Below are 25,188 nucleotides of genomic sequence, written 5' to 3'. Positions count from 1 at the left end.
CCAAACCCCCACCGCACCGCCGCACACCCCGAGGACAGCACCATGGCCACACGACGCGGTTTCCTGCAGGGCGCCATCGCCCTGGCCCTGTTCGGCAGCAGCGGCATCGCGCGCCTGGCGCAGGCACGCGCCGGCAGCTATGCGCTGCCGGCCGATGCGCGCGCCAAGGCCGAGCTCACCCGCAACGTCGACGTGTTCATCGGCACCGGCGGCCATGGCCACACCTTCCCCGGCGCCACGCTGCCGTTCGGCATGGTGCAACTGAGTCCGGACACCTCCAACGCCGATTGGGACGCCTGCTCCGGCTACCACGCCGACAACGGCTCGATCATGGGCTTCTCGCACACCCACCTGTCCGGCACCGGCGTCGGCGACATGCTCGATTTCCTGGTGGTGCCGGCCGTCGGCGAAGTGAAACTGCAGCCCGGCCCGCTCGACGATCCCGACGCCGGCTACCGCTCACGCTTCGACCACGCCGACGAAGCCGCCTCGCCCGGCTACTACCGCGTGCGCCTGAAGGACAGCGGCGTGCATGCCGAACTCACCGCTACCGCGCGCGCCGGCCTGCACCGCTACCACTTCCCCAAGGGCAAGCCGGCGCACCTGCTGCTGGACCTGTGCCACGGCATGCAGGACAAGCCCGAGATCCCCACCCGCGTGGAAGAAGCAAGCCTGCGTCTGGTCGACGCGCAGACCGTCACCGGCGGTCGCCGCGTCTACCAATGGGCCAAGGGCCGCTACATCTACTTCGCGATGCGCCTGTCGCGGCCGTTCGCCAGCGCGCAGCTGTATGCCGACGACCAACCGTTGGCCGCGAGCGCGCGCAGCGCCGACGGCAATCGGCTGAAACTGGCCCTGCACTATCCCGATGCCGCCGACGCGCCGCTGCTGGTCAAGGTCGGCATTTCCGCGGTCAGCGCCGAGAACGCCCTGGCCAACCTCGACGCGGAACTGCCCGACTTCGACTTCGCCCGCGTGCATGCCGCCGCCGTCGCCGAATGGGAAAAGGAACTGGGGCGGGTGCGCATCGACAGCGACGACGAGGCGCAGCGCCGCATCTTCTACACCGCGCTGTACCACAGCCTGATCGCGCCGACCCTGTTCAGCGACACCGACGGCCGCTACCGCGGCATGGACCTGCAGGTGCACCAGGCGCCGGCCGGCTACCACAACTACAGCACCTACTCGCTGTGGGACACCTACCGCGCCCTGCATCCCTTGCTGACCCTGGTGCAGCCCGAGCGCGTGCCCGACCTGGTGCAGTGCCTGGTGCGCGGCGCCCACGAATCGCCGCAGGGCGTCGCCATCTGGCCGCTGCAGGGCGTGGAGACCGATTGCATGATCGGCTACCACTCCGCGGTGGTGCTGGCCGAGGCGCATGCCAAGGGCTTCACCGGCATCGACTGGAAGGCGGCATACCCGGCCTGGCGCAAGCGCGCGATGGACGACGACGTGCACGGCCTGGCGCTGTACCGGAAGATGGGCTACATCCCCTGCGACAAGGTCGACGAATCGGTCAGCCGCACCCTGGAATTCGCCTACGACGACTGGGCGGTGGCGCACCTGGCGCAAGCGGTCGGCGCAGACGCCGATGCCAAGCACCTGCGCGACCGCTCGCGCCAGTACCGCAACGTGTTCAACCGCGAAAGCAGGTTCGTGCAGCCGCGCCTGAGCGACGGCCAGTGGGCCACCCCGTTCGATCCGCGCGCGATGGGCCACAGCGCGCAGTGGCGCGACTTCACCGAGTCCAACGCCTGGCAGGCCACCTTCCTCAACCAGCACGACCTGTACGGCTACATGGACCTGTTCGGCGGCCGCGACCACTTCGTCGCCAAGCTCGACGAACTGTTCACCACCAGCTCCGAACTGCCGGCGGACGCACCGCCGGACATCGACGGCATGGTCGGCCAGTACGCGCACGGCAACGAACCCAGCCACCACGTCGCCTACCTCTACGCCTACGCCGGGCAACCCTACAAGACCCAGGCGATGGTGCGGCGGCTGCTGCGCGAGCAGTACCACGACGCGCGCAACGGCCTGTCCGGCAACGAGGACTGCGGGCAGATGAGCGCCTGGTTCGTGCTCAGCGCGCTGGGCCTGTATGCGGTGGACCCGGTCAGCGCCAACTACGTGCTGGGCAGCCCGCTGTTCAAGCGTGCCGAACTGGACGTGGGCAACGGCCGCACCCTGCGCATCGTCGCCCACGGCAACAGTCCGGCCAACGTCTACATCCAGCGCACACGCTGGAACGGCAAGCCGTACACCCGCAGCTGGCTGCGCCATGCCGACCTCGCCGCCGGCGGCACGCTGGAGCTGGAGATGGGCCCCAAGCCCAACACCGCGTTCGGTGCGGGCAAGGACGATCTGCCGCCGTCTTTCGCCTGACGGCCGGGAATCGGGATTGGGGAATCGGGATTGGTTGATTCCTCACATCCGCGTTATTGCGTGCGACCGGCTGCTTGCGGCGCGCGCTTCGTGTTGTCTGTTTCGTTGCATCCGCATCGCCTCTTTCGAGATCCCCCATGCCACGCACGACCCTCGCCGCTCTCGCCCTCGCCCTGGCGTTCGCCCTGCCCGCCACCCACGTGCGCGCTGCCGACAGCAGCACCGCCTGGCCCGCCTTCGCCACCCAGGGCGATCACTTCATCCGCGACGGCAAGCCGTACCAGGTCATTTCCGGCGCCATCCACTTCCAGCGCATCCCGCGCGCCTACTGGAAGGACCGCCTGCAGAAAGCGCGCGCAATGGGCCTGAACACGGTGGAGACCTACGTGTTCTGGAACCTGGTGGAACCGCGGCCGGGACAGTTCGACTTCACTGGCAACAACGACATCGCAGCCTTCGTCGACGAAGCCGCCGCACAAGGTCTCAACGTGATCCTGCGCCCCGGCCCGTACGTGTGCGCCGAGTGGGAAGCCGGCGGCTACCCGGCATGGCTGTTCGCCGAGCCGGGCATGCGCGTGCGCAGCCAGGACCCGCGCTTCCTCGCCGCCAGCCAGGCCTACCTCGACGCCCTCGCCGCCCAGGTCAAACCGCGGCTCAACGGCAACGGCGGCCCGATCGTCGCGGTGCAGGTGGAGAACGAATACGGCTCCTACGGCGACGACCACGCCTACATGCGCCGCAACCGCGCCATGTTCGTCCGGGCCGGCTTCGACAAGGCGCTGCTGTTCACCGCCGACGGCCCCGACGTGCTCGCCAACGGCACCCTGCCCGATACCCTGGCCGTGGTGAACTTCGCCCCCGGCGACGCCAAGAACGCCTTCGACACCCTGGCCAAGTTCCGCCCCGGGCAACCGCAGATGGTCGGCGAATACTGGGCCGGCTGGTTCGACCAGTGGGGCAGCCAGCACGCCGTCACCGATGGCGCCAAGCAGGCCAGCGAATTCGAATGGATCCTGCGCCAGGGCCACTCCGCGAACCTCTACATGTTCGTCGGTGGCACCAGTTTCGGCTTCATGAATGGCGCCAACTTCCAGAAGAACCCCAGCGACCACTACGCCCCGCAGACCACCAGCTACGATTACGACGCCGTGCTCGACGAAGCCGGCCGCCCCACCCCCAAGTTCACCCTGTTCCGCGACGCCATCCAGCGCGTCACCGGCATCGCCCCGCCAGCGCTGCCCAAGCCGATCCGCTTCGCCGACCTCCCGGCCACGCCGCTGCGCGAATCCGCCTCGCTCTGGGACAACCTGCCCGCCGCGGCCGCCACCACCGACACCCCGCAGCCGATGGAGCGCTACGGCCAGGCCTACGGCTACATCCTGTACCGCACCACCGTCACCGGCCCGCGCAAGGGCAGCCTGTACCTGGGCGAGGTGCGCGACTACGCCCGCGTCTACGTCGATCGCACACTGGCAGGCAGCGCCGAGCGCCGCCTGCAGCAAGTGGCGGTAGACGTGGACATCCCCGCCGGCCCCCACACTCTCGACGTGCTGGTGGAGAACACCGGCCGCATCAACTACGGCGCCCACCTCCCCGACGGCCACGCCGGCCTGGTCGACCCCGTGCTGCTCGACGGCAAGCCCATCACCGGCTGGCAGACCTTCCCCCTACCGATGGACGACCCGAGCAAACTCACCGGCTGGACCACCGCCAAGATCGACGGCCCCGCCTTCCACCGCGGCACCGTCAAGGTCGGCACGCCCACCGATACGTTCCTGGATATGCGTGCCTTCGGCAAAGGGTTCGCTTGGGCCAATGGCCATAACCTGGGAAGGCACTGGAAGATTGGGCCGCAGCGGACGTTGTATTTTCCGGCACCTTGGCAGCGGAAGGGCGAGAACAGTGTGATCGTGTTTGATTTGGAGGGCACGCCTGCGGCGAGTGTGCGGGGAGTTAAGGGGCAGGTTTGGAGTACGCCCGGTAACTGAGTTACTCGCGGAGCGAGCCATCCGGTAATTCCGGCTGGCACGGGATTAAACAACTTGTCTACAAATTAAGGCCGCCGGCGGTTTCGCTGAGCGGCCTTCGACTTGTGACGGCCGTCAACAAGTGATAGCGTCGGCCTGGTGCGGGAATGTACTGGGAATGGCAGTAGGGTCAGGGGCTAGGATTATGCGGCAGCGGGGATGGCGGAAGATCGATTTCTGGGTGCGTACTGCCGAAAAGTAGTGACATGCCCTCGCTACACACCTGTTTTACAAAACATTTGTAACCGGATAATAGTTATGTCGCACCAGCGAGCATCTCGCTTCTCCGGCAATAAAACCCTGTACGGACTACGTACAAATACCGCTGTACGCATCAAGTTCGACTCGGATTCGAATAGCGTTGAGGAGGTTATTGGAATTCCTGACATTTCAGTGGATGACGCAGAGATCTCTGAGTCAACCGCGTTCAATATCCCGCAATTCATCTCTATCGCCAGCATCCCATATTTCCCATCCAAGTATGAATTCAGCAAAGGCATCGTCTGGTATCACTCCAGGCAGGCTCCGGACTACCGAATCAGACTTGTCGCGCCCCATGGCTTTCTTTCAGAGCGCGCAAAAATCGTCAGAGCGCGTATTACACCCGAAATGTTGGCTGACTTTGATAAACCGCTTCGTTTAAGACCAAGGAATCTACGTCAGTCGCAAGTGATGGGTGAGAGTGCAAAAAGCCATGTCCAGCGCTTGATAGACAATGGCAGTCTAATAGTACCCCGCGACTCATCTGTTCAATGGCACTGGTGCCATTTGGTCGCATTTACAATGCTTCCAGAGCACCGGTGCCAAGTTAGGAGAAATCTGTTCGCTGGTACATCCGCTTGTAACGGCCACATGGCCAACATTGAAGCGGCCATAAAGATGTTCATCTACGAGACTCAACGACCTGTGTCACTTGAGGTAACTGTTACGGTGTTAGCCGACACACACATAGGGCGCAGAATCCGATATCAAATGTGGGAGCAAAAGTCAGGGACTTTGCATCGCGAGTACTTTGATGCACTTACAGAGACTCGCTCTGACTACTCAGATTTCGAGCTGATACACCAGAGACTAATGGACCAATATCAAAGCAACTTAGCAAGCAAGAGTTCTAGGTAACGCAGGCTCCAACATAATCATTATTTAAGCCAAACTCGCTCCACGGGCCAGATTAATTCAGGCTTCAATGTCTGATGAGGCTATTACGAGATGTCTGACGAAAATATCCTAACCATCGCCACCCGCGAAGCGCTCGTCCAGAATCCTGACGAAAATTCTGTCTCTGAGAAGCAGTTGAACGAGTTGGCGACTAGCGCGCGCAAGGTCAATGAAGATGCTCTGTCATTTTTAAGCAATCTTCCTCCCGTACGGACAGAGCACCATTACATTGCTCTCCAGCTATTTCGCGCTGCGTTTGACCATGCCCGTGGGCTCCTCTTCTTGATACAGGCAAATCCTGTTGACATGGGGGCACCTGCGTTAGCGCTACATAGATCACAAATCGAAAACTTCCTAAGAGCTGTATTTCTCGGATTTCTTGCAACAAAAGAACAGGTCAAAGACTTCCTCGACAATGATCTTGGAGTTAGAGAATTAAATCACAACAATAAATGGCAGAATATAGGGACCGTCGAGCTAGCAAGGCGCGTCGAATTATTCATCAACGGCCTGTCAGGTAGCGAACTAGATGATGCTCTGAAGTTTTCTAGGATGGTTGAGAACACTTGGACTCCGCTGTGTGGATTCGTGCATGGCGGCCGCGCAGTCCATGCCCTCTACCGTGATGGCCAAGGAGAGATCGGGAGCGATATTCCGCTATCTGCGTTAGTGCAATGCGTAAGCAACTGCTTTGCGATTACAAATTTTGCTTTTATGGTCGTTATTAGTCACATCCATGAGCTCCCGGGAGTTCCTGTAGCCCACCCATTTAGCGTCTCATTTGAACATTTTGTTAAGCTTCAACAGGCGCTCAGGACCAACGAATCGTGACGGCACCTAACAATCATTTAAGCCAAACCCAGAAACGGGGTCAGGTTGACTTCTTAAGTAAACCTGGTTCGTTACACGGTCCAAGCCGAGACCCAGTGCTTCAGGCATCAAGCCCGCATTCCGCCCGCGCAAAGCATCCACCCATCGATAAGTGAACCTGACCCCCGTTAGTCTAAAAAACCAATGCTCAAATCACTAAAGCTGGCATCTGTCGCCACGTACCCGGCTGCCGGCGTCGCCATTGAGAACATGGCAGCCTGCAACTTCGTCTACGGCCCAAACGGCTCGGGGAAGACCACGCTGTCGCGTTACCTGGCGAATAAAGACCCAAAAGCCTTTCTTTCGTGCTCGGCGATGTGGGATGCGGGGCGTCAGCTTCGGGTGGCCGTTTACAACCGGGACTTCTTGGACGCGACATTCGCTGAACACGGCCGGGTCAAAGGCGTTTTTACCCTTGGCAGTGATGACAACGCACTTAAAAAACGAATTGAAGAGCTGGCCAGCAAGATCGCCGGCGAGAAAAAAAGCGAGGAGCAATACAGCAAAACCCTTGGCGGTGAGGACGGCACGGGTGGCAAGCGGGGAGAACTCGAAGCAGCCAAGGAGATATTGAAAAAGGCGTGCCTGAAACAGACACGCAAACACGAAAAGGAGTTCGAGCCTGCTATGACTGGCGCAAGGGCCAGCGGTGCAGTCTTCATGAGCCGCTTTCTTGACCAACGTCGGGAAAACAAGGCTGCCCTGTGCGACTTCAAAGATCTCCAGGCACGGGCAAAATCCGTCTTCACCGGCGCCCCTGTGAAGGCCACCTCACTCAAGGTTCCGGACGGATCCAGAATAAAAGCTCTCGAAGACGACCCTATCTTCAAAAAGTCAATCGTCGGCAGGGGGGACGTGAACATCGCGGGACTCATAGCCCGTTTGAAGAATTCGGATTGGGTATCCAAGGGCGTCGGATTCCTTAAAGAGAGCCGCCCGCATTGTCCGTTTTGCCAACAGAAGGTTCCTGACACATTGGAACGGGAACTTGACGCTTTCTTCGATGAGTCGTTTACCACTGACAAGGTTTACCTTGACCGGAAGATCCTGGATTACACCGAGCAGGCATCCGCCATCGAGATGGCACTTGAAGCGCTTTCAAACGAGCCAGCGGCTTACCATGACCCGCAAGAAATCACCCGGTTGAGTGACATCGTCGATGCGCGCCTAGCAACGGCCAGAGTACTGATAACCAGGAAAACCGAAGCCCCCAGTATCTCTGTGGACATTGCCGGGGTTGCGGCATCAGTGACGGACATCGGGATGTACCTTGCGACGGTCAACGCGAGGATTGCCGAGCACAACGCCCGAGTCGATGACTTTGCCAACGAGAAAAACCGGCTGATAGCAGACTTCTGGCGATACCTGATCGATGTCGAGCTCAAGGAAGATGCGGCCACGTATGACAAGGTCAACAATACCGTCGGTCGGGCCATTGAGTCGTTGGAGGCCCAAATCCGGAAGTCGAAAGACGCCCAGGCGACCATGAAGAAGGAGCTCGACGAGCTAGAGGAAAAATCGACCAGCACCGCGCCCACTGTCGAGAAAATAAACAAGACGTTGAGGTCGTTCAATTTCACCAACTTCGAGCTTACAGCCGGGGAAGAATCCCACACGTACCGCCTCGTTCGCGCAAACGGAGATGAAGCTCAGCACAGCTTGAGTGAGGGAGAGAAGACCTTCATCACCTTTCTTTATTTCTATCATCTCGCTCTGGCAGGTGACTCAGCCTCTGGCGTTGAAGAAGACCGGGTCGTTGTCCTCGATGATCCAATCTCCAGCCTCGACAGTGATGTGTTGTTCATTGTGTCGGCTCTGGTACGGGAGATGGCCGACCTGGCACGCGAGGGGAAAAGTCCTGTCAAACAGGTTGTGGTTCTCACCCACAATGTCTACTTCCACAAGGAAGTGACTTTCGCAAAGGGCGGCGGACAGCTTCCGAAGACCGCCCACTGGGTTTGCCGAAAAAAGGGAGGTGTGACGGAGTTCGTCCCATACCTAAACGTTAACCCGGTTAAAAGCACCTACCAACTGCTCTGGCATGACATCCGCAAACCAGACGGTCATTCGGTGACCCTGCCCAACACCATGCGCCGAATTTTCGAAAGCTACTTCAAGCTTCTTGGCGGCGTCGATGTCGACAAGGCTGCTAAGGACTTCGAGGGCGACGAACGCCTGGCTGCTCACTCACTGCTGGCCTGGGCCAATGATGGCTCACACGCGGTCCATGACGACATCTACATGGCCCCTAGTGATGCGGATGACGGTTTTTACCTCGATGTTTTCCGACGCATCTTCGACAACCTCAACCACTCGAGCCACTATAAGCTGATGATGGGTGATAACTACAAAGAGACTGTCGAAGCAAAAACGGGGTCAGGTTGACTTCCTAAGTGAAACACGCGTTCCAAGCCAAGTCCCCGTGCTTTGTAGGCATAGGCCCGCATGCCACCCGGGCAAAGGATCCAACACATTCGATAAGTGAACCTGACCCCGCTAGTCGAAGATCAATCGGGGACGACGTGGCAATGCGGTCCCTTCGCATTGAAATGGGATTAGCTTCGTGCATTGGAACGATCCTCCCACATCGGGCAACGTCTAGACTCTGCGCAGGGAAAGTGCACTCTGCCCCAATTTTATTTTAATCATCATGCCTAAGCTCGCCTCAATTCACTACAGGATTTTTGAATTTGACGAGTCTGCCGTGGATGCTGCGGCGAGAGGTGAGACTCACAACTTTGGCGGCGAAGTCGCTCTAACCTTCGACGATGGTAAAAAGCTGTTTGTTTCGTGGGATGGAGAGCCCGTGCAGTACGCCATCGGCAGCAAGGACACATCGCACTTCCTGCCAGACGCGTCACTGACGGATTTCGACGTGTCCGATTCCGCCATGTGGGCCGACCTGATACGGCATGAGGTATTGCTCCAGTTCGCGGCACCCGATAACCAGGTTCTAGAGGTTTCATCGGCAACCGGCCGTCTCCTGCTTTGCTCATTAGAGCGGGGCAAATGGTGGACAGACGAGGTAACGGTTTGCAAGCAATTGCCACCACCGTATGCCGCCCGTGACACGTCACTCGCACGATCGCGCAGATGAGCAGGATTTCCGTTGAGACATTCGACCCACTGGTTCATCGCAACCACATGCCGGAAATATCTTCACCAAATTGCGTGCGGCATGTATTGGTTGTCTCATCCGGGAAATTCAGACTCGAGTTCCTGTCCCGGGCCCAACTGGAGGCAGCAATCAGCTATTTTCTTTCATCGTCCGGCTCCACACGGCTCGCCGCGCAAGGCGGAGATCACTGGGAGTTCCAGCCGTGGCAAAGCAGATTGCCTGCCGGGATCAACAACCGCCACAACCGTGACCAGGTATTGTCGGCATTGCTTTCCGCCAGAGAACTGGCCAGTGAACACTTGCCGTCGTAACACACCGCGCTGATCAGGAACGAGCATGTTTCTACCCTGTTGCAAGCGTCCCTGCAGGGTGTCTGCGCCACCAGCCACCGCGGTCGGTGCAACAGCACCGACCGCTCAGGCATCCCCGTCAAATCGACAAGCACAGCTTCCCAAAATGCTTCCCCGCCGCCTGATGCGCAAACGCATCGGCGATGTCTTCCAGCGCGAAGGTCTGGTCGACCACCGGTTTGATGCCGGTGGCGTCGAGGGCGCGGACCATGTCGCGCTGGTGGCTGCGGCTGCCGACGATCAGGCCCTGCAGGGTCTGGTGACGTTGCATCAGCGCCACCGTCGGCACCTGGCCGGCAATGCCGGTCAGCACGCCGATCAGGGCGATGTGGCCGCCGATGCGGCAGGCCTGGATGGATTGCCCCAGCGTGTCGGGGCCGCCCACTTCGATCACGACGTCGACGCCGCGGCCGTTCGTGTAGTCGAGCACCTTGGACGCCCAGTCTGTGTCACGGCGGTAGTTGATGGTGAAGTCGGCACCCAGCGCCTGCGCACGCGCCAGCTTCTCGTCGGACGACGAGGTGGCGATCACGGTGGCGCCCATGTGCTTGGCGAACTGCAGGGCGAAGATCGACACGCCGCCGGTGCCGAGCACCAGCACGGTGTCGCCGGCCTTTAGCCGCGCGTCCACCACCAGCGCCCGCCATGCGGTGAGTCCTGCCGTGGTCAGCGTCGCCGCTTCGGCGTGGCTGTAGCCGCGCGGCGCATGGGTGAACCAGTGCGCGGGGCGCACCACGGTGTCGCGGGCGTAGCCGTCGACGCCGTCGCCGGGCACGGTCGCGAAATCGGCGATGGTCGGTCCGCCATCCAGCCAGGTCGGGAAGAACGTCGAGACGACCGCGTCACCCACGGCGAACTCGTCCACGCCTTCGCCCACCGCCTCGACCACGCCGGCGCCGTCGGACATCGGGATGCGGCCGTCGGCGCTGGGCATGCGGCCGGTCACCACGCCCAGGTCGTGAAAGTTGAGCGAGCTCGCATGCACGCGGACGCGGATTTCGCCGGCGCCCGGCTGGCCGGGATCGGGCAGATCGACGAGGCGGAGGTTCTCGAGGCCAGCGGGCTGGCGCAGGGTGATGGCTTTCATGGGCACGACATCCTTAGCGAAAAAGTGGCGAGGGGCAGTGCTGCACCGGTTGCAGCGCGACCGTGTTGCAGGCATTGTCGGGATGTACTTCCTGCATCGCAAGAACGTACAATTTTCGCAGGTACTATCAATTTTGTAGGCATAAAGACCATGCGTCTGAAACGTCTGGATGGCAAGAGTGGCTGCGCGGTCGAAGTCACGCTTTCGGTGATCGGCGGGGTGTGGAAGCCAGTGATCCTGTTCCACCTGCTGTCCGGAAAGAAGCGCTTCATGGAGCTGACGCGCCTGGTTCCCAATGCCACGCAGCGCATGCTGACGCTGCAGTTGCGCGAGCTCGAGGAGGACGGCGTGATCGTGCGGCATGTCTATCCGCAGGTGCCGCCCAAGGTCGAATATGCGCTGACGCCGCTTGGCCACTCCCTCGCGCCGGTCCTGATCAGCCTGCGCGAATGGGGCGAGTCGTATCGCAGCAGCGAGATGGCGCGCGCGCCGGCCGATGCCCCGGAATGCGTGCGCGGTGCAGCGACGGCTACTTGATTCAGGCAAGCGCTTGAAAAAAACGGGCGCACGCGTCGCAAGGCGACGTCAGCGTGGCAGGAAGCACGACGTGGCATCGGAACACCGATCGTCGTAAGTGACACCGCTGCAGATGCGAGGTCCGACGAGGCAAGGGAGCCTTCAATCGCGAAGGGACGCCCACTTGCAGGCGTCAACGATCATGCGCCTCGATCAACGAGGCCTCCCGGTTACCCGACCTTGGTAGGCGTCGGGACTGAAGTCCCTCCCACAGTGGGCCTGGTCAAAGCATCGCAAGTTCTGAGGAGCGGCTTCCGCCGCGACGCGCGTTAGCAGGAATGCCCTGTTGCGACTGAAGTCGCTCTCACAAACACAACGACGTGCCGCGCTGCGCCGGGCAAAGCATGTCTTCCGCGATGCCCCTCAAGACTCCGTCGGCGTGTTGTCCTCGAACGACTGCAGCACCACCAGCAAGTTGGCCAGATTGCCGGGACGTCATCGCCTGGTCCGGGGCTTCGCCGAGACCTTTGCGTTGGACTAGGTGACGACGTCGGTGATCCGGTTGTTGACTGCGGTGGGATGGAGCATGGAACGGCCCGCGTCAGGAAGGCGATTGCATCGCCAGCGCCGTCTTGCGGCGGCGTTAGCGCGCATGGCTCACGGCTGCTTGAACGCGTTGAGCACGGTCAGCAGGCTGGTGAGGTTGTCGGAGACGCCGGTCTGCGCGATCGTCTCGGTGGCGCCGGCGGCGGCGGTGGTGTCCAGACTGTAGATCTGCATGCCGCCCTGCTTGGCCGCCGCCTGCGCCAGGGTGTTCCGCTGCTGCTGCGCGGAGACGGCATTCCCGAACAGGATGCCGGTCGAGTGCGCCATGCTCTGGTAGATCGACGCCATCGCGAAGGCCGGCGCTTCGCCGATGACCTTCACGTTGGACTGGGTGACCGCATCGGTGATCTGGTTGTTGACCGCGGTGGGAAATGCCATGTGTTCGCTCCTGGGTTGAGGTACGGCCAACGCCGTACGATCTCTGAAAACAGAACAGTGCAGAGCAGGCGAGCGAGCGAGCGACTGTCCGCGACGTGGCACCAGGCTGGATCGCTGATCGCACGCAGCCATTTACATCGCGGCACCGTGGCGCAAAGCTTTGATGCACGCCGCAAAGCACACTCTGCGTGCACCAGCGCACCACGCACGCGTGCGCGTGAAAAACACACGCCCAGCACGGCTCAAGCAGCGGGAGGCGGCGATGGCGCTCCCGGCTCCGTGGCCGGCGCATCCGCGATGAGTCCCTGGGCGCGCGCCGCCTCGAGCACGGCCTGCATCTGCTGGGTCAGGGTGCCGAACTCGCGATCGAAGCACGCCTGCACTTCGGTCTGTACCAGCTTGGCCAGGCGATCGTCGATCTGCGCCATCACCAGGTGATTGCCGCCGCCCTCGCCATTCTGCGGCGGACGCAACTGGCCCGACCTCAGCTGGTCCAGCACATTGGCCGATTGGACTGCCTTGAGCACCGCTGCTTCGCTGGCCACGGTGGCGCCGGACAGTGCCCCGCGGCTGTTCTGCATCTGCTGCATCTGCTGCATCTGCTGGATCAATCCTTTCACGCGCTCGCGCTCGGCATCGATCAAAGACGGCGAGGCGCCGGCCGTTTCGGCGGCAGGCACTGCCGGCGGTGCGGACGATTCTGACGCGAAGCGCCGCAGTTGCTCCTCCTCGAGAGGACGTAGCGGGCGACGCAACCAGCTCTCGGCGAACTGGCGCAGCGTGGCGAAATCGGTTGCTTGGTTGTCTTGCATGATGCTCCCCTGTGAGCATGGTGAAATCGGTGGCACGAACCGCCTAGGTGGACACGAACTTGCGGCAGTGCATCAGGTCCGCGTGCTTGGCAATGCTCTGGTCGATCGTGTCGATGGCAAAGCCGGCCGATTCGTCCTCCAGCGCGCTGGCGACAGTCGCGACCGCCGCGGCAGCACCAACCAGCGCATCGCTCACCAGTACGTCCAGAACGTCGTCGGCGGCCTGCTCCGGCTTGTTCTCGGCCAGGTTCTTGAGCAGCACGCCCTGGCTGGCCAGCGCCGTCTTGCTGACGCCGTCGAAATAGACCGCCGCTGATTGCGCAACCAGGCCCGGCGCCTGTCTGATCAGCATGTTCGAGCCGACTTCAACCTGCGACTGTGCATAGGCCATGGTTTCAGCATCGCTGCGCTGTACGCCCCGCGCGAGCGGGCTGTCGAGCGTGTCGCAGGCCGGCCTTGTCGCCTCGGGCTGCGCGAGCCTGTGTGTGTCGAGCATCTTCAGCGTGGGTGGCGGCGTTGGCGACACGGGCGGCGATGCGGCGGCTGCCGCGCCGGCCGGCTCGCCGACCTCGCCGTGATCGGTTGCCGTTGCAGAAGGTGTCGCGGCGGAGGCCCCGGTGGACGCCGCCGGTGGCGTAGACACCGTCGCCGCTTTGGTGATCTGTGCATTGGCGCCGTTGGGAACTGTCATGGTTCGCTGCTGAGAGAGGGATGGCCGATGCCGTAAGCCCTGCGCATCGGATCAGGCGGCCGAGGACGGTATCGCGACCTGCAACGACGACCGTAGAAGCCGAGCGGGCCGGCACCATCGGGAGGCAACGCCACCAGACGGCGGCAACCAAGGCTGCGCTGCAGTGCACTACATAGCGACGCCCCCAGATACTTTGCTTGTGCCACGCGGCGTTGCGACGCACTCCTCTCGTGATCGGCTGCAATGCGTACTTCCTGCATAGCCCTTGCAGCAGGCTGCAGGCTTTGTCCACATTCGTAGACACCCTCCAGGCAATCCTCGCCCCCGCGTTCGGGCAATGGCAACACACCACAGTCTGGCGGTATGTCACCGCCTGCTCCGGCGCACACGTTACGGCGCTCGGCTCGGACAACGCGCGCTCCAAGCATCGAGGACGATGTCGCAAAAGATTCCGGCTCTAGAAACGCTCCCGGCGCTTGCATCGCGGCGCCGGCAAAACACGGGCATGCCTTGCAGAGTCAGTGGGCGGACGCCTGCGCCATCGACCGCCGATCACGAATCGCGTGGAGGGACTGCGCTCGCGCCGTACCCTCACCCCCGACCCCTCTCCCGGGGGGAGAGGGGAGTGTGCCCTAGGCATCGCGTCCTTCGTCGTCGCAGCCACTCCGAAATCTCTGCGCCTGCACGACGGCGCCCTCGCCACAAACGCCGCGTACAACTCCAACGAAAAAAGCCGCACCCGGCAGCGCGCCGGGTACGGCTTCGGTCTTGCTCCGCGAGCAGGATTCAACGCGTGGCGGACGCACCCACGTTGAACAACTGGAACTCGCGGATATGCGCGGCGTCGACGCTGGACAGGATGTTCAGGCGCACGCGCGAGGCGGTGACCGCGGGGAAGTGGTCGATCTTCATGTGACCGATCGCCTGCGCCTGCGCCACCTTGACCCAGGCGCCGTCGCGGAACACTTCCACCGCGTACTTCTGCACCAGTTGGCCGTCGTTGAGCCATTCCATCGACAACGCGGTGTCGAAGGTCACCGGCTGCTTGAACTGCAGCTCCAGCGTGGCGTGGTGCGAGCCGTCCGGCGCGCTCCAGAAGGTGTCGCGGTCGCCGTCCACCGCCGCGGCGATGCTGTCGTCGCTCTTGAGCCGGCCGCGTACCAGGTTGCGGTCGGCGCCGTAGCGCGCCTGCAGCGCCTGGCCCATTTCCTCCAGCCGCTTGACGTCGGCCTCGGGCAGCAGGCCGCGCTTGTCCGGGGCGATGCCCAGCACCAACTGGCCACCGCGGCCGACGCTGTCTTCCCAGATCTGCACCAGCTCGTCGACGCTCTTCAGCGTCTGGTCGCTGTTCGGGTGCCAGAACCACTGCAGCTTGTGCAGCGGCGTGTCCACCTCGACCGGGCGCCAGCGCAGGTAGCCGTGGCGATCGATGGTGTTCCAGTTCTCGCCCTCGATCACCCCGGCCTCGTTGCCGACCCAGCGCACGTCGCCGTACTCGAACAGTGCGGTATCGGCGAAGACCATGGCATTGGCCTGGTAGGTGCGCAGCTCTTCCATGTACTTGTCGAAGTTGTACACGTGGCCGGCGCTGCCGGCGCCGTCCAGCCACCACTCGGTGAGCGGGCCGTAGTGCGAGGCCAGGTCCACCAGTTGCGCGGCGTAGAACTTGTCGTAGGCCTTGGGATCGGCGTACTTGGGCTCGTGGCGGTCCCACGGCGACAGGTAGATGCCGAAGCCCATGCCTTCCTTGCGCACGGCCTCGCTGGTCATCTTCACCAGGTCGCCCTTGCCGTCGAGCCACGGGCTGTTCTTCACCGAGTAGGCGCTTTCTTCGGTCGGCCACAGCGCGAAGCCGTCATGGTGCTTGGCGACCAGGATCAGGTACTTGGCGCCGGCCGCCTTGGAGGCGCGGGCCCACTGCGCCGGGTCCACTTGGTCCGGTGCGAACACTTTCGGGCTGGCGGTGCCGTCGCCCCACTCGCGGTCCAGGAAGGTATTGGTGCCGAAATGCACGATCACGCCGAATTCCAGGTCCTGCCAGGCCACCTGCTGCGGCGAAGGTTTGACCTCGGCGAAGTTCTCGGCGAGCAGCGGCGGCGCGGCCAAGGCGGTCAGGCCGAGCACGCCCAGCCAGCGGAGCGGAGAGAGCGGGCGGTTCGGCATGGCGGATCCTCGCAATCGTCTGTCGGGCAGGCGGCGCTGCCGGTGGTGTCAGCATATGGTATTTAATTGATGATAAATAGGTATCCCCGTTAGCGGGACAGGACCGTACCACATGATGTCGCCTTCGCTGTTTCCGCTGCTGTCATTGTTCGCCGTGCGCGCCATCGCCGGCCCGGCCGCCGCCGCCCCGCCGCCGGTGCCGCCCTCGCCCATCGTCTACAGCGAATTCGTCAACGCGCAGGCGCCGACCGCGCAATGCCACGCCTCCACCCTGGTGGAAACCCGCGACGGCCTGCTCGCAGCCTGGTTCGGCGGCCGCCACGAGGGCGCCGACGACGTCGCCATCTGGGTGGCGCGCCGTGGCGCAAAGGGCTGGCAACCGGCGCAGCGCGTGGCCGACGGCACGCAGCCGCAAGGCAAGCCATTGCCGACCTGGAATCCGGTGCTGTTCCAGCCCGCGCAAGGGCCGCTGCGGCTGTTCTACAAGGTGGGCCCCGACCCGAAGCGCTGGTGGGGCATGCAGACCACTTCCAGCGACGGCGGCCATCACTGGTCCACACCCGAGCGCCTGCCCGCCGGCATCCTCGGCCCGATCAAGAACAAGCCGGTGCAGTTGCCCGGCGGCCGCATCCTCAGCCCCAGCAGCAGCGAGGACGCCGGTTGGGTCGCGCACATGGAATGGTCCGACGACAACGGCGCGCACTGGACCCGCGGCCCGGCGATGAACGACCCGGCCAGGATCGGTGCCATCCAGCCCAGCGTGTTGCTGCACAAGGACGGCCGCCTGCAGGCGGTGGGCCGCAGCCAGCAGAACCACGTGTTCAGCACCTGGTCGCGCGACCAGGGCCGCACCTGGGAACCGATGACCCTGCTGGACCTCGCCAACCCCAATTCCGGCACCGACGCGGTGGTGCTGGCCGACGGCCGCTCCCTGCTCGTCTACAACCCCACCGAGGCAGGCAAGGACTGGTGGGACGGCCGCGGCGTGCTCGCCGTCGCCCTGTCCGACGACGGCCTGCACTGGACCCGCGTACTGACCCTGGAAGACAGCCCCAAGGACGAGTTCTCCTACCCCGCGGTGATCCAGACCCGCGACGGCCAAGTGCACATCAGCTACACCTGGAAGCGCACGCGCATCAAGCATGTGGTGCTGGATCCGAAGCGGCTGGGCAGCGGAGAGGCGGAGGCAACCGGGAAGACCAGGGCAGCGTTGCGCTGACAGCGATTCGGCGCGTCGCGCGTCGGCGTTGCCGTCGCGGCGCCACGGTCACGCAATGCCTGATCGCGGATCGCGAAACTTTCGTCGGGCACCGCGCCGTGAGCAAAGCCCCGTAGGCAACGGCAATGCCCGGACGCGGTTCGCCCCTGGGCCCGATGTTCCACCCAAGCGGTTTCAACCACGACCGCCACAGCGCCCGATACCCCAGCAGCGCCGCCTTGCTGGAGCGCGGCGCCTCTGGTCGCCGCGCGCTCATTCTTCCTGGGGAGCGACGTCCGTCGCGACGAACGAAGCCTGTCACCGGAGGCGGCACCAGCATGCGCCAACACCACTGCAGCGCTATCAGTGCAGCGGCGACACCCTACTCCGCCAACAACGCCACCATCCGCCGCACCCGCGCCACATCGGTCTGCATGCGGTCGCCGCCCAGGCTGCGCACGTGCGGATTCGGCGCCAGCGCCCGCGACGCCAGCGGCCCACGCGCCGACCCATGGAACTCGCGCGCTCCGGTCCGCGCACGCAACTGCGCCAGGTTGGCCTCGGTGACGCCAGACCCCGGCATCACGCTCAAGCGCGCGCCGGCCTGCTGCACCAACGCGGCGATCAGGTCGGCGCCCTCTTCCGCGGTCTCGCGTGCACCGGAGGTCAGCACGCGCTCGCAACCCAGCGCGATCACGTCTTCCAAGGCACGCCGCGGATCGGTACTGACATCGAAGGCGCGATGGAAGGTGACGCCGAGCGAACCGGCCGCAGCGATCAACTCGCGCATCGTCACCCTATCCACCTCGCCGTCCGCGGTCAGCGCACCGAGCACCACGCCGTCGCAACCCAACCGCACGCACTGCTCCACGTCGCGACGCATTGCCTCCACCTCCGCGGCGTCGAACACAAAATCACCGACACGTGGACGGATCAGCACGTACAGCGGAATGCGCAACCGATCGCGCACCGCCGCCAGCGTGCCGAACGACGGCGTCAGCCCGCCGCCATCCAGGCCGCCGCACAGCTCCACCCGCATCGCCCCGCCGTCCTGCGCAGCGAGCGCCGAGCCGATCGCATCGGCGGCCACTTCCAGCCCCATCTTCACCGTCCCGCTCATGCCGCCGGCGCCGCGAAATGGCTCTGCCCGGGCAGCAGCAGATCCTGCCGCTGCGCATCGCAGACCGCGTAACTGAAACCGGGCTGGATCGCGAACGCACCGACCTCACCGCGCTTGTTCATTGCCAGGAAGCCCACCTGCAGATCGCGGGTGAGCTGCGGCTTGCGCCGCACGATCCGCATCACCACCTCGCGGCAGGCCTCGGCCGGGCTCTTGCCCTGCCGCATCATCTCCACCACCGCGAAACTGCCGACGTTGCGGATCACCTCTTCGCCGACGCCGGTGGAGGTCGCCCCACCCACCTCGTTGTCCACGTACAACCCCGCCCCGATGATCGGGCTGTCGCCGACCCGCCCGTGCATCTTCCAGGCCATGCCACTGGTGGTGCAGGCGCCGGACAGATTGCCGTGCGCATCCAGCGCCAACATGCCGATGGTGTCGTGATTGTCCTTGCCGCCGGGCAGCGTGCCGCGACGATAGGCGCGGTTCTCGATATTGGCCTCGGGCGCGTAGTGAGAGGTCTTCAGCCACTTCTTCCACGCCTGCTCCGATTCGGGCGTGAGCAGCTTGGTGCGCTCGAAGCCCTGCGCCAGCGCGAACTGCAGCGCGCCGTCGCCGACCAGCATCACGTGCGGCGTCTTCTCCATCACCCGCCGCGCCACCGAGATCGCATGCACGATGTCCTCCAGCGCCGCGACCGACCCGCAGCCGCCGGTGTGGTCCATGATGCAGGCATCCAGCGTGACCCGCCCATCGCGGTCCGGATAACCGCCCAGCCCGACCGTGTGATTGTCCGGATCCGCCTCCGGCACCCGCACCCCGGCCTCCACCGCATCCAGCGCCGCGCCGCCGCGCGACAGCACCTGCCAGGCCGCCTGGTTGGCTGCGACCCCGAAGTCCCAGGTGGAGATCACCCGAGCTGCGCCGTGTGGCAGCGGCCCGACACCGGTCGTGGCCTGTGTCTTGGCCGCAGCACGTGCGCCCGGCAGCACACCGCCCAACCCGGCGGCCAGGGCGCCGAAGGCGGCGGTCTTCAGGAAGTGGCGGCGTTGCGGCATGGGAGGCTCCGGCGTTGGGAGGGCGCGCGGGGGCGTGCGCTTAGCCTTACATCATGCGGCAGAGTGTGGAGAGATTAAACAGCGGCTAGGACTTACAGAACATCTTGATCCGACATGCTCTCGCAGAACCGCATTGAAGCGCACAAGGCTTTTCATGACAATCATCGGCATGCAGCAGCGAAAATTTCCCAGATGAATGTCACTACCACACCAGAATTCTCTTAAATCCCATCTAAAAAACACTCCCCCAACAGACTGAAGAACATATCAGGCACAGCTAATAACTAATAATTCGCACCCCTATCACACAGTTTGTGAAATTTCGCGCACCAATAACCAAACCCGAATAAGTCAACGCAAATTACTATATTCCACAAAAGCCACCCATGGAACTAAAAACCAAAAAAAATATTAACTATCAAGAATAGCATCGCCGCAAATTTTTGCACTATGGCGAGCGAACCCGTTACAACGCCACAGCCACATAATGTCGGCGCAATTAAAAAGTAAAATATTCAATTCTCCGATACCACAGATAATTCACCAACGTTTATATTACCGCTAAAAAAACTTAGATCCCTTCTCACTACAACACCCCCCCTGCAAACTATCTCAATCCTCTTATCAGAAACAATTGAAACTGCATAAACCTCCCTGAACTTTCCAGAGACGGGAAAGTTCTCCACAAGCCTTCCATCACTGTATGCTTTGAAGGTGCACGACATCTCTTTTTTTGCACTGCCTGACACAGTCACTTGCGCATCACCGATACAACCAGAAATAAAAATAGACGAACCAAAAACTGCCAACCACTTGACCCATCTCACTCGCACTCTCCACTCATGCATTTTTCGAACCTTTCCTTATTAGCATAGGCGAATGCATCAGCCTGAGCCTCAACACTTTTCCAGCCCCGAAGGTAAGAGATTATAGACATCCCCTTCCCCCATTGCTCAAATACATGAAAATACTCATGAAGCATGAAATGGGCACCATTAAAGTTATTACACCCCCCCGTGTAATTAATTTGCCCTGGCAAAGTAGTAGCCCCCTCAGCGAACCAGAACATTGGAAATGAGGCGGCATAAAGACTATTACCTCTCAGTGCAACTTCATCCACATCATGCTCTGTCACATTGAAGACTTTAGCCATGCACTTCCGCTCCTTTGAACTTAACCTACACTGGTCAAACATCGAGGGCATGGGCATACGGTAAGCAGGATCCGCATAGAAAATCGCACTTTCGAGACCATTTTTGTCTACCGAAGCTAGCGGATTTGACAGCACATATGAATACGTCCCGAATCCGCCCTTCAGCCCAATCGGATCACTCTGCCCATACCGCCCGGTTCCTGGCTCATAGTCACGGAAGTAGTTCTGGTTAAGCCCGCTCAGCGCGTCGTAACGCTGCCCAGGGAAGCGCATATCGAACACGAAGGCAGCGCCATCCTTGTCGGGGTCTTGGTCCGGAGCGGTGGCGCCGAAGGCCTCGCCCTTCAGGTCCCAACGCCAGATTGCGACATCACGGACCGGATCGATCACCGCGCGCGGCGTGCCAAGGTGATCCGGCTGAACGTACCGCAGCGTGGTCTTGGCCAGCACGCCGACCGGTAGGTCATCCAGCCAGATCGCCTGCTGCACGACCGCGCCGTTGTTGTCGTAATCGCCCAGCCAGTGACCACTCTCGTCGAACAGTGTGTAGATGTTGGTCTTGCCCACCTGCCGCACCTGCTCGCCGCGGCCGTTGTAGGCGTAGTTCGCCACGACCGTGCCGCTGCGCTTGACCTGTGTCAGCCGTCCATTTGCTCCATATACGTACTGCACGGCCGTGCCACCGATGGCCGTCGTGTTGCCGGCCGCGTCATAGCTGCGTGCGGTACCGGCCACGCTGCTCAGGCGGTGGCTGGTGGTCGGATAGCTGTAGGTCTGCGTGCTGGTGTTGACCTTGGCGCTGAGGCGGTTGCCGGTGGCGTCGTAGGTATAGCCGTCGATCACCATATCGGTTGGGCCGTCCTTGAAGGCGGTCAGCCGGCCCAGCGGGTCGTAGTCCAGTTTGATGACCGGCGCGGTGTTGCCCGGTGCGGTCAGCGCGCTGAGGTTGCCGACCGGGTCGAAGGTGAAGCCCACCGCCAGACCGTCACTGCGGGTGTCGTTGACCGCCAGCGGGCGATAGTCCTGGTCCAGCACGCGCTGCATCGGCCGGCCGTTGCCGTAGGTCCAGCCGGCGACCGGGCCGAACGGATAGTAGGTGGCTTGGTTCAGCAGCACCTGGCGGCTGCCGCCAGGCGGGGTCACCCCGACCTCGGTGGTCCGGCCCTGGGCATTGCGCACGTAGTCCACCACCGCCCCATCGGGATAGGTCAGCCGGCTCAGCTGCCCGGCCTTGGTGTAGGCATAGCGGACCACGAACACCTTTCCGTTGGTGGTCTGCACCTTGCGGACCACCTCACCGAAGCGGTTGTAGCAGTAGTCGGTGCTGCCGCTACCATCCTGCATCCGGGTCAGGCGACCAACACCATAGGTCTCGCCGCTGGCGCAGGTGCTCTGGCTGACGTCGTACGTGTAGCTGACATTGAGGCTGGTGGTCGGATAGGTGACCCGGGTCAGCCGGTTCAGCGCGTCGTAGCCGTAGGTCGTCTTGATGTTGCGCGCATCGGTCTGGGTGGCGCGATTACCGGCGCTGTCGTAGGTGTAGGTCGTGCTGCCGGTATCCGGACTGGTGAGCTTGGTCAGGTCGCCCAGGCCGTTGTAGGTGTAGGTGGTGTCCAGACCCTTGGGGTCGGTGACCTTGGTCAGATTGTCCAGCGCGTCGTAGCTGAACTTGGTCTCAGCGGCGATGCCGCCCACGTCCTGCAGGGTCCGCGCCAGGCGGTTGAGCGGGTCGTAGTCGTTCTGGGTGACATGACCGAGCGCATCTGTGACGGTCTTGGTGTTGCCGTTGCCGTCGTAGCCGAAGTCGGTCGGATCGCCCTGCGCTGTGGCCTGCGTCGCCAGTTGGCCGAGCTGGTTGTACACCCGCGAGAGCGTGCGTTTGAGCGTGCCCGACGCGTCCTTGGTGTCCTCCTTGGAACGGTTGCCGGCATTGTCCAAGGTGTAATGGATGGTATTTCCGGCGTTGTCGGCGATATCGGTCAGCCGGTGCGCGGCATCGTAGGTGAAGCGGGTGAACGCACCATCGGGCTGCGTCACCTGCTTGACCAGGCCGGTCGGCCAATAGTCGATCGCGGTGATGCGATCGTCGCTCTCGCTGCTGTCGTCGCCCCCGCGCACCTTGCTGGCGGCCAGCCAGCCACGCGGGTGATAGGTGTAGTTGGTGACCACACCGTTGGCGTCCTTCGCCGACAGCACGCGGCCGGCACCGTCGTACGACAGATATTCGGTGACTTGGCCCAGCGCGTTGGTCACCTTCCACAGGTCGCCCTTGCGGTGCGAACAGGTGGCCGAAGATGTGGAGCAGGTACTGTCGTCGGTGGGGTAGTAGGTGTACGTCGCGACGTCGTTGAGATCGGTGCGAGCGCCATCGACCTGCTTTAGAAGTCCCAGCATCGGGCAATTGCTCGAACTATCAGCGAGATCGCCATCAGCGCAATAGGTATAGGCAACCTGCCGGACACCAGCGGGCGCACTGGCCATCGCACCACAGACATAGGCGGAAGCAGCAGAAACAGACACATCGTACTGACAGCGGAAGGTGACTTTCCCTGCGGCGTAAACGGCTCGAGAAAGAGACGTCGTTCCGCTCCCATCGCTCGCTTGCTGCGCCACAACCTGATTTTCCGGGTCCCGTGTAAGCGTCTCCGATCTCTGGTAAGAGGTCCCAACACCTTCCGTCACAGTGCTGGACGAGGCCCCTTGACCGTCCAGGGAATCTTGATAACTGAATTTCTCAGAGTTCCCCAACCTATCCGTGATAGAGATGGGCCGCCCCGCATCAAAGCTCATTGACTTAGTACCATCAGGGCCGCTGATGGCTTCGATCTGACGGAAAAGGCCTTGGCCGAACTGATACGTATAGCTCGCACCATTAGGCTGCGAAACTTGAGCGCTACTAGCGCCCGAGTATGTAATGGAAGTCGTTTCCACCTCCGCCCCGTTTGCATGCAAACTGCTGCCCGCCACGCGCCCATCAGTTGCATAACTGAAGGTCGCGTATCGAACACCATCCTCTTCAATTCCAGTAAGCAGGTGCGCACGCCCCGCGGGCGCATGCCCCGACTCTCCATAGCGGTAAGTACGCACACTCCCGTCAGAACGGGTGACACTCACTAGATTCTGGGCGTCGTCATAGTCATATTTGACGTAACTTCCATCATCCAAGGCCACCGTATCGAGGAGTTCGTTGCGATAGATAAATGAAAGCGTGTATCCAAGCCCGTCGACCGCTTTGACCAGACGTCCACTTGAATATATGAAGTCAATATCAAACGCAGAGGAAACGCCAGACTTGATCGAGGCAAGACGACCTTCGGAGTTATAGATGCGCCGCTCACCATCCGCGGTTACTAGTGTCCAATTCCCGCTTTGCGAACGCAACATCATATCGCTGGCGTTACGCCGCCCTCGATACTTTCCCTCCCCCACTTCTTTGAATTGCTCGAAAAATCCCTCATGGGTCGTCAGGTAAGTCCCCTGATAGCCAAGGAGATCAGAGAACGAATGGCTCCAACCTGGCGCCATTCCCAATCCCGACTGGAGTTGTTGGATCGAATGGTAGAAGCGCTGGAATGGCTTGCCGGCGAAAACCAGATCATCTTCACGCCTGAACTTGTCGCCAGTGGCGGGGAGGCAAGGATTTGCATTTGCAGCGCAAGATTTAGTCTGATCGATGCCTTTAGCATAAATTATCGGCATATCTCCGTTCTGACAGAGATAAGGATACTCGGCTACAAAATCTGGATTCCCGGTATTGTTGTAAGCAGCATTGAATGCACTGACCGGCGCAAGACCAGCGGGACATGAATAGACCCGACTTTTAACAAGCATCAACTCACTAGGAGAAGGAGTGGGATCGCTCCAACCCGGGCAAGACATATTAAATTTGAACCACTTACCGCCGGGCGCATCGAAACTAAGCAACCCCATACCACTATAGTAAGGCTCACTCTTAACGTAAGGCTCGCCATAAGCGCCTTCTATCCGAGTGTCAGAAATCGTGCAGTCAGGCCATTGATGACGATAAAAGCTGAGATATCCATTGATCATCTCACCTTCATCAGCACACATCCCTTTCAATAAAGGCTCGCTATTGGCGCTACAAATGCTAGGATTAATGCCTTCACTGCCCGTGCCACCAATTAAATAACCAGGCGAGCTGATGTAGCTGGGTGGCTGACGTTTTACCTTGTAATAAATTTGATAAGAGGGAGTTGCCGAGACCCCCTCGGTAATCAGAGTTCTTTCACGCACAAGATAAGCGCCGTAAGGCAACATCGAACGCATCTCCGCCTCGGCCTCGTCAAGCGAGCCAAAACAGGATTGATAACAATATTGCCCCGCTGCCTGCGCCTCGGCCGTGAATGGTACAAAACAGCATATCCCGCCCAAGAAAATACCGAACAGAAGAGGCAAAAATCCACGCATGATCTAGCTCCATTAGAACATCAGTTCAAGAGGCCTGCTCAGTGATCGCCTGAAGCGAAAGATATTCTCG

17 protein-coding genes are annotated in these 25,188 nt (G+C 61.7%); 8 read left to right on the top strand and 9 right to left on the bottom strand.

Annotation, left to right across the window (positions count from 1 at the left end; genetic code table 11):
• Positions 1-42 precede the first annotated feature (42 nt).
• The 6 genes from QN245_RS06300 (at position 43) to QN245_RS06275 (ending at position 9,869) form a co-directional block, all read left to right on the top strand.
• Complete coding sequence (locus QN245_RS06300; RefSeq protein ID WP_317844852.1) at positions 43-2,385, top strand: GH92 family glycosyl hydrolase; 2,343 nt, start codon at positions 43-45, stop codon at positions 2,383-2,385.
• A 137-nt stretch (positions 2,386-2,522) separates the two neighbouring features.
• On the top strand, positions 2,523-4,373 hold the full coding sequence (locus tag QN245_RS06295) for a glycoside hydrolase family 35 protein (protein WP_317844851.1): 1,851 nt from the start codon (positions 2,523-2,525) through the stop codon (positions 4,371-4,373).
• Positions 4,374-5,621: 1,248 nt separating this feature from the next.
• A complete protein-coding gene (locus tag QN245_RS06290) occupies positions 5,622-6,401 on the top strand; it encodes a DUF6988 family protein (protein ID WP_317844850.1) in 780 nt (259 codons plus the stop codon).
• Positions 6,402-6,584: 183 nt separating this feature from the next.
• Positions 6,585-8,825 carry an AAA family ATPase gene (locus QN245_RS06285; protein ID WP_317844849.1) on the top strand — a complete coding sequence of 747 codons (2,241 nt, stop codon included), beginning with the start codon at positions 6,585-6,587 and terminating at the stop codon, positions 8,823-8,825.
• 265 nt (positions 8,826-9,090) lie between these two features.
• Positions 9,091-9,537, top strand: a complete 447-nt coding sequence (locus QN245_RS06280; protein ID WP_317844848.1) for a hypothetical protein — start codon at positions 9,091-9,093, stop codon at positions 9,535-9,537.
• The gene (locus tag QN245_RS06275) at positions 9,534-9,869 is read left to right on the top strand and encodes a hypothetical protein (RefSeq protein WP_317844847.1); all 336 of its coding nucleotides are present in this window, start codon (positions 9,534-9,536) and stop codon (positions 9,867-9,869) included. Before QN245_RS06280 ends, QN245_RS06275 begins: the two co-directional genes overlap by 4 nt.
• Before the next feature lie 118 nt (positions 9,870-9,987).
• Here QN245_RS06275 and QN245_RS06270 read toward each other — a convergent pair whose 3' ends face one another.
• The gene (locus QN245_RS06270; RefSeq protein WP_317844846.1) at positions 9,988-10,995 is read right to left on the bottom strand and encodes a zinc-dependent alcohol dehydrogenase family protein; all 1,008 of its coding nucleotides are present in this window, start codon (positions 10,993-10,995) and stop codon (positions 9,988-9,990) included.
• A gap of 150 nt (positions 10,996-11,145) precedes the next feature.
• Here QN245_RS06270 and QN245_RS06265 point away from each other — a divergent pair, with 150 nt between their 5' ends.
• Complete coding sequence (locus QN245_RS06265; protein ID WP_317844845.1) at positions 11,146-11,532, top strand: winged helix-turn-helix transcriptional regulator; 387 nt, start codon at positions 11,146-11,148, stop codon at positions 11,530-11,532.
• A gap of 636 nt (positions 11,533-12,168) precedes the next feature.
• Here QN245_RS06265 and QN245_RS06260 read toward each other — a convergent pair.
• The 4 genes from QN245_RS06260 to QN245_RS06245 all read right to left on the bottom strand — a co-directional run bounded on the left by QN245_RS06260 (position 12,169) and on the right by QN245_RS06245 (position 16,161).
• Positions 12,169-12,495 (bottom strand): RebB family R body protein, encoded by a 327-nt coding sequence (locus tag QN245_RS06260; protein ID WP_317844844.1) that lies wholly within the window; start codon positions 12,493-12,495, stop codon positions 12,169-12,171.
• 242 nt (positions 12,496-12,737) lie between these two features.
• On the bottom strand, positions 12,738-13,307 hold the full coding sequence (locus QN245_RS06255; RefSeq protein ID WP_317844843.1) for a hypothetical protein: 570 nt from the start codon (positions 13,305-13,307) through the stop codon (positions 12,738-12,740).
• 43 nt (positions 13,308-13,350) lie between these two features.
• Positions 13,351-13,998 (bottom strand): hypothetical protein, encoded by a 648-nt coding sequence (locus QN245_RS06250; RefSeq protein WP_317844842.1) that lies wholly within the window; start codon positions 13,996-13,998, stop codon positions 13,351-13,353.
• A 786-nt stretch (positions 13,999-14,784) separates the two neighbouring features.
• Positions 14,785-16,161 carry an alpha-L-fucosidase gene (locus tag QN245_RS06245; protein WP_317844841.1) on the bottom strand — a complete coding sequence of 459 codons (1,377 nt, stop codon included), beginning with the start codon at positions 16,159-16,161 and terminating at the stop codon, positions 14,785-14,787.
• Positions 16,162-16,273: 112 nt separating this feature from the next.
• Between QN245_RS06245 and QN245_RS06240 the strand changes: the two genes are divergently transcribed.
• On the top strand, positions 16,274-17,380 hold the full coding sequence (locus tag QN245_RS06240) for a sialidase family protein (protein ID WP_317844840.1): 1,107 nt from the start codon (positions 16,274-16,276) through the stop codon (positions 17,378-17,380).
• Between the two features lie 361 nt (positions 17,381-17,741).
• Here the strand turns inward: QN245_RS06240 and QN245_RS06235 are convergent, their stop codons facing one another.
• From QN245_RS06235 to QN245_RS06220, 4 genes are all read right to left on the bottom strand, one after another.
• Complete coding sequence (locus QN245_RS06235; RefSeq protein WP_317845314.1) at positions 17,742-18,461, bottom strand: copper homeostasis protein CutC; 720 nt, start codon at positions 18,459-18,461, stop codon at positions 17,742-17,744.
• A 14-nt stretch (positions 18,462-18,475) separates the two neighbouring features.
• Positions 18,476-19,537 (bottom strand): glycosylasparaginase, encoded by a 1,062-nt coding sequence (locus tag QN245_RS06230; protein ID WP_317844839.1) that lies wholly within the window; start codon positions 19,535-19,537, stop codon positions 18,476-18,478.
• A 515-nt stretch (positions 19,538-20,052) separates the two neighbouring features.
• The gene (locus QN245_RS06225; protein WP_317844838.1) at positions 20,053-20,364 is read right to left on the bottom strand and encodes a hypothetical protein; all 312 of its coding nucleotides are present in this window, start codon (positions 20,362-20,364) and stop codon (positions 20,053-20,055) included.
• Positions 20,361-25,118 (bottom strand): RHS repeat-associated core domain-containing protein, encoded by a 4,758-nt coding sequence (locus QN245_RS06220; RefSeq protein ID WP_317844837.1) that lies wholly within the window; start codon positions 25,116-25,118, stop codon positions 20,361-20,363. Before QN245_RS06220 ends, QN245_RS06225 begins: the two co-directional genes overlap by 4 nt.
• Positions 25,119-25,188 lie beyond the last annotated feature (70 nt).

Source organism: Xanthomonas rydalmerensis (genome assembly GCF_033170385.1).
In the GTDB taxonomy this organism is placed as follows: domain Bacteria; phylum Pseudomonadota; class Gammaproteobacteria; order Xanthomonadales; family Xanthomonadaceae; genus Xanthomonas_A; species Xanthomonas_A rydalmerensis.
This window is presented reverse-complemented; position numbering and strand designations above follow the sequence as displayed.

What these genes read in the sequence shown, in the direction of transcription:
- QN245_RS06300 (WP_317844852.1), top strand. Translation starts at nt 43, where the DNA reads ATGGCCACACGACGCGGTTTCCTGCAGGGCGCCATCGCCCTGGCCCTG.
- QN245_RS06295 (WP_317844851.1), top strand. Translation starts at nt 2,523, where the DNA reads ATGCCACGCACGACCCTCGCCGCTCTCGCCCTCGCCCTGGCGTTCGCC.
- QN245_RS06290 (WP_317844850.1), top strand. Translation starts at nt 5,622, where the DNA reads ATGTCTGACGAAAATATCCTAACCATCGCCACCCGCGAAGCGCTCGTC.
- QN245_RS06285 (WP_317844849.1), top strand. Translation starts at nt 6,585, where the DNA reads ATGCTCAAATCACTAAAGCTGGCATCTGTCGCCACGTACCCGGCTGCC.
- QN245_RS06280 (WP_317844848.1), top strand. Translation starts at nt 9,091, where the DNA reads ATGCCTAAGCTCGCCTCAATTCACTACAGGATTTTTGAATTTGACGAG.
- QN245_RS06275 (WP_317844847.1), top strand. Translation starts at nt 9,534, where the DNA reads ATGAGCAGGATTTCCGTTGAGACATTCGACCCACTGGTTCATCGCAAC.
- QN245_RS06270 (WP_317844846.1), bottom strand. Translation starts at nt 10,995, where the DNA reads ATGAAAGCCATCACCCTGCGCCAGCCCGCTGGCCTCGAGAACCTCCGC.
- QN245_RS06265 (WP_317844845.1), top strand. Translation starts at nt 11,146, where the DNA reads ATGCGTCTGAAACGTCTGGATGGCAAGAGTGGCTGCGCGGTCGAAGTC.
- QN245_RS06260 (WP_317844844.1), bottom strand. Translation starts at nt 12,495, where the DNA reads ATGGCATTTCCCACCGCGGTCAACAACCAGATCACCGATGCGGTCACC.
- QN245_RS06255 (WP_317844843.1), bottom strand. Translation starts at nt 13,307, where the DNA reads ATGCAAGACAACCAAGCAACCGATTTCGCCACGCTGCGCCAGTTCGCC.
- QN245_RS06250 (WP_317844842.1), bottom strand. Translation starts at nt 13,998, where the DNA reads ATGACAGTTCCCAACGGCGCCAATGCACAGATCACCAAAGCGGCGACG.
- QN245_RS06245 (WP_317844841.1), bottom strand. Translation starts at nt 16,161, where the DNA reads ATGCCGAACCGCCCGCTCTCTCCGCTCCGCTGGCTGGGCGTGCTCGGC.
- QN245_RS06240 (WP_317844840.1), top strand. Translation starts at nt 16,274, where the DNA reads ATGATGTCGCCTTCGCTGTTTCCGCTGCTGTCATTGTTCGCCGTGCGC.
- QN245_RS06235 (WP_317845314.1), bottom strand. Translation starts at nt 18,461, where the DNA reads ATGGGGCTGGAAGTGGCCGCCGATGCGATCGGCTCGGCGCTCGCTGCG.
- QN245_RS06230 (WP_317844839.1), bottom strand. Translation starts at nt 19,537, where the DNA reads ATGCCGCAACGCCGCCACTTCCTGAAGACCGCCGCCTTCGGCGCCCTG.
- QN245_RS06220 (WP_317844837.1), bottom strand. Translation starts at nt 25,118, where the DNA reads ATGCGTGGATTTTTGCCTCTTCTGTTCGGTATTTTCTTGGGCGGGATA.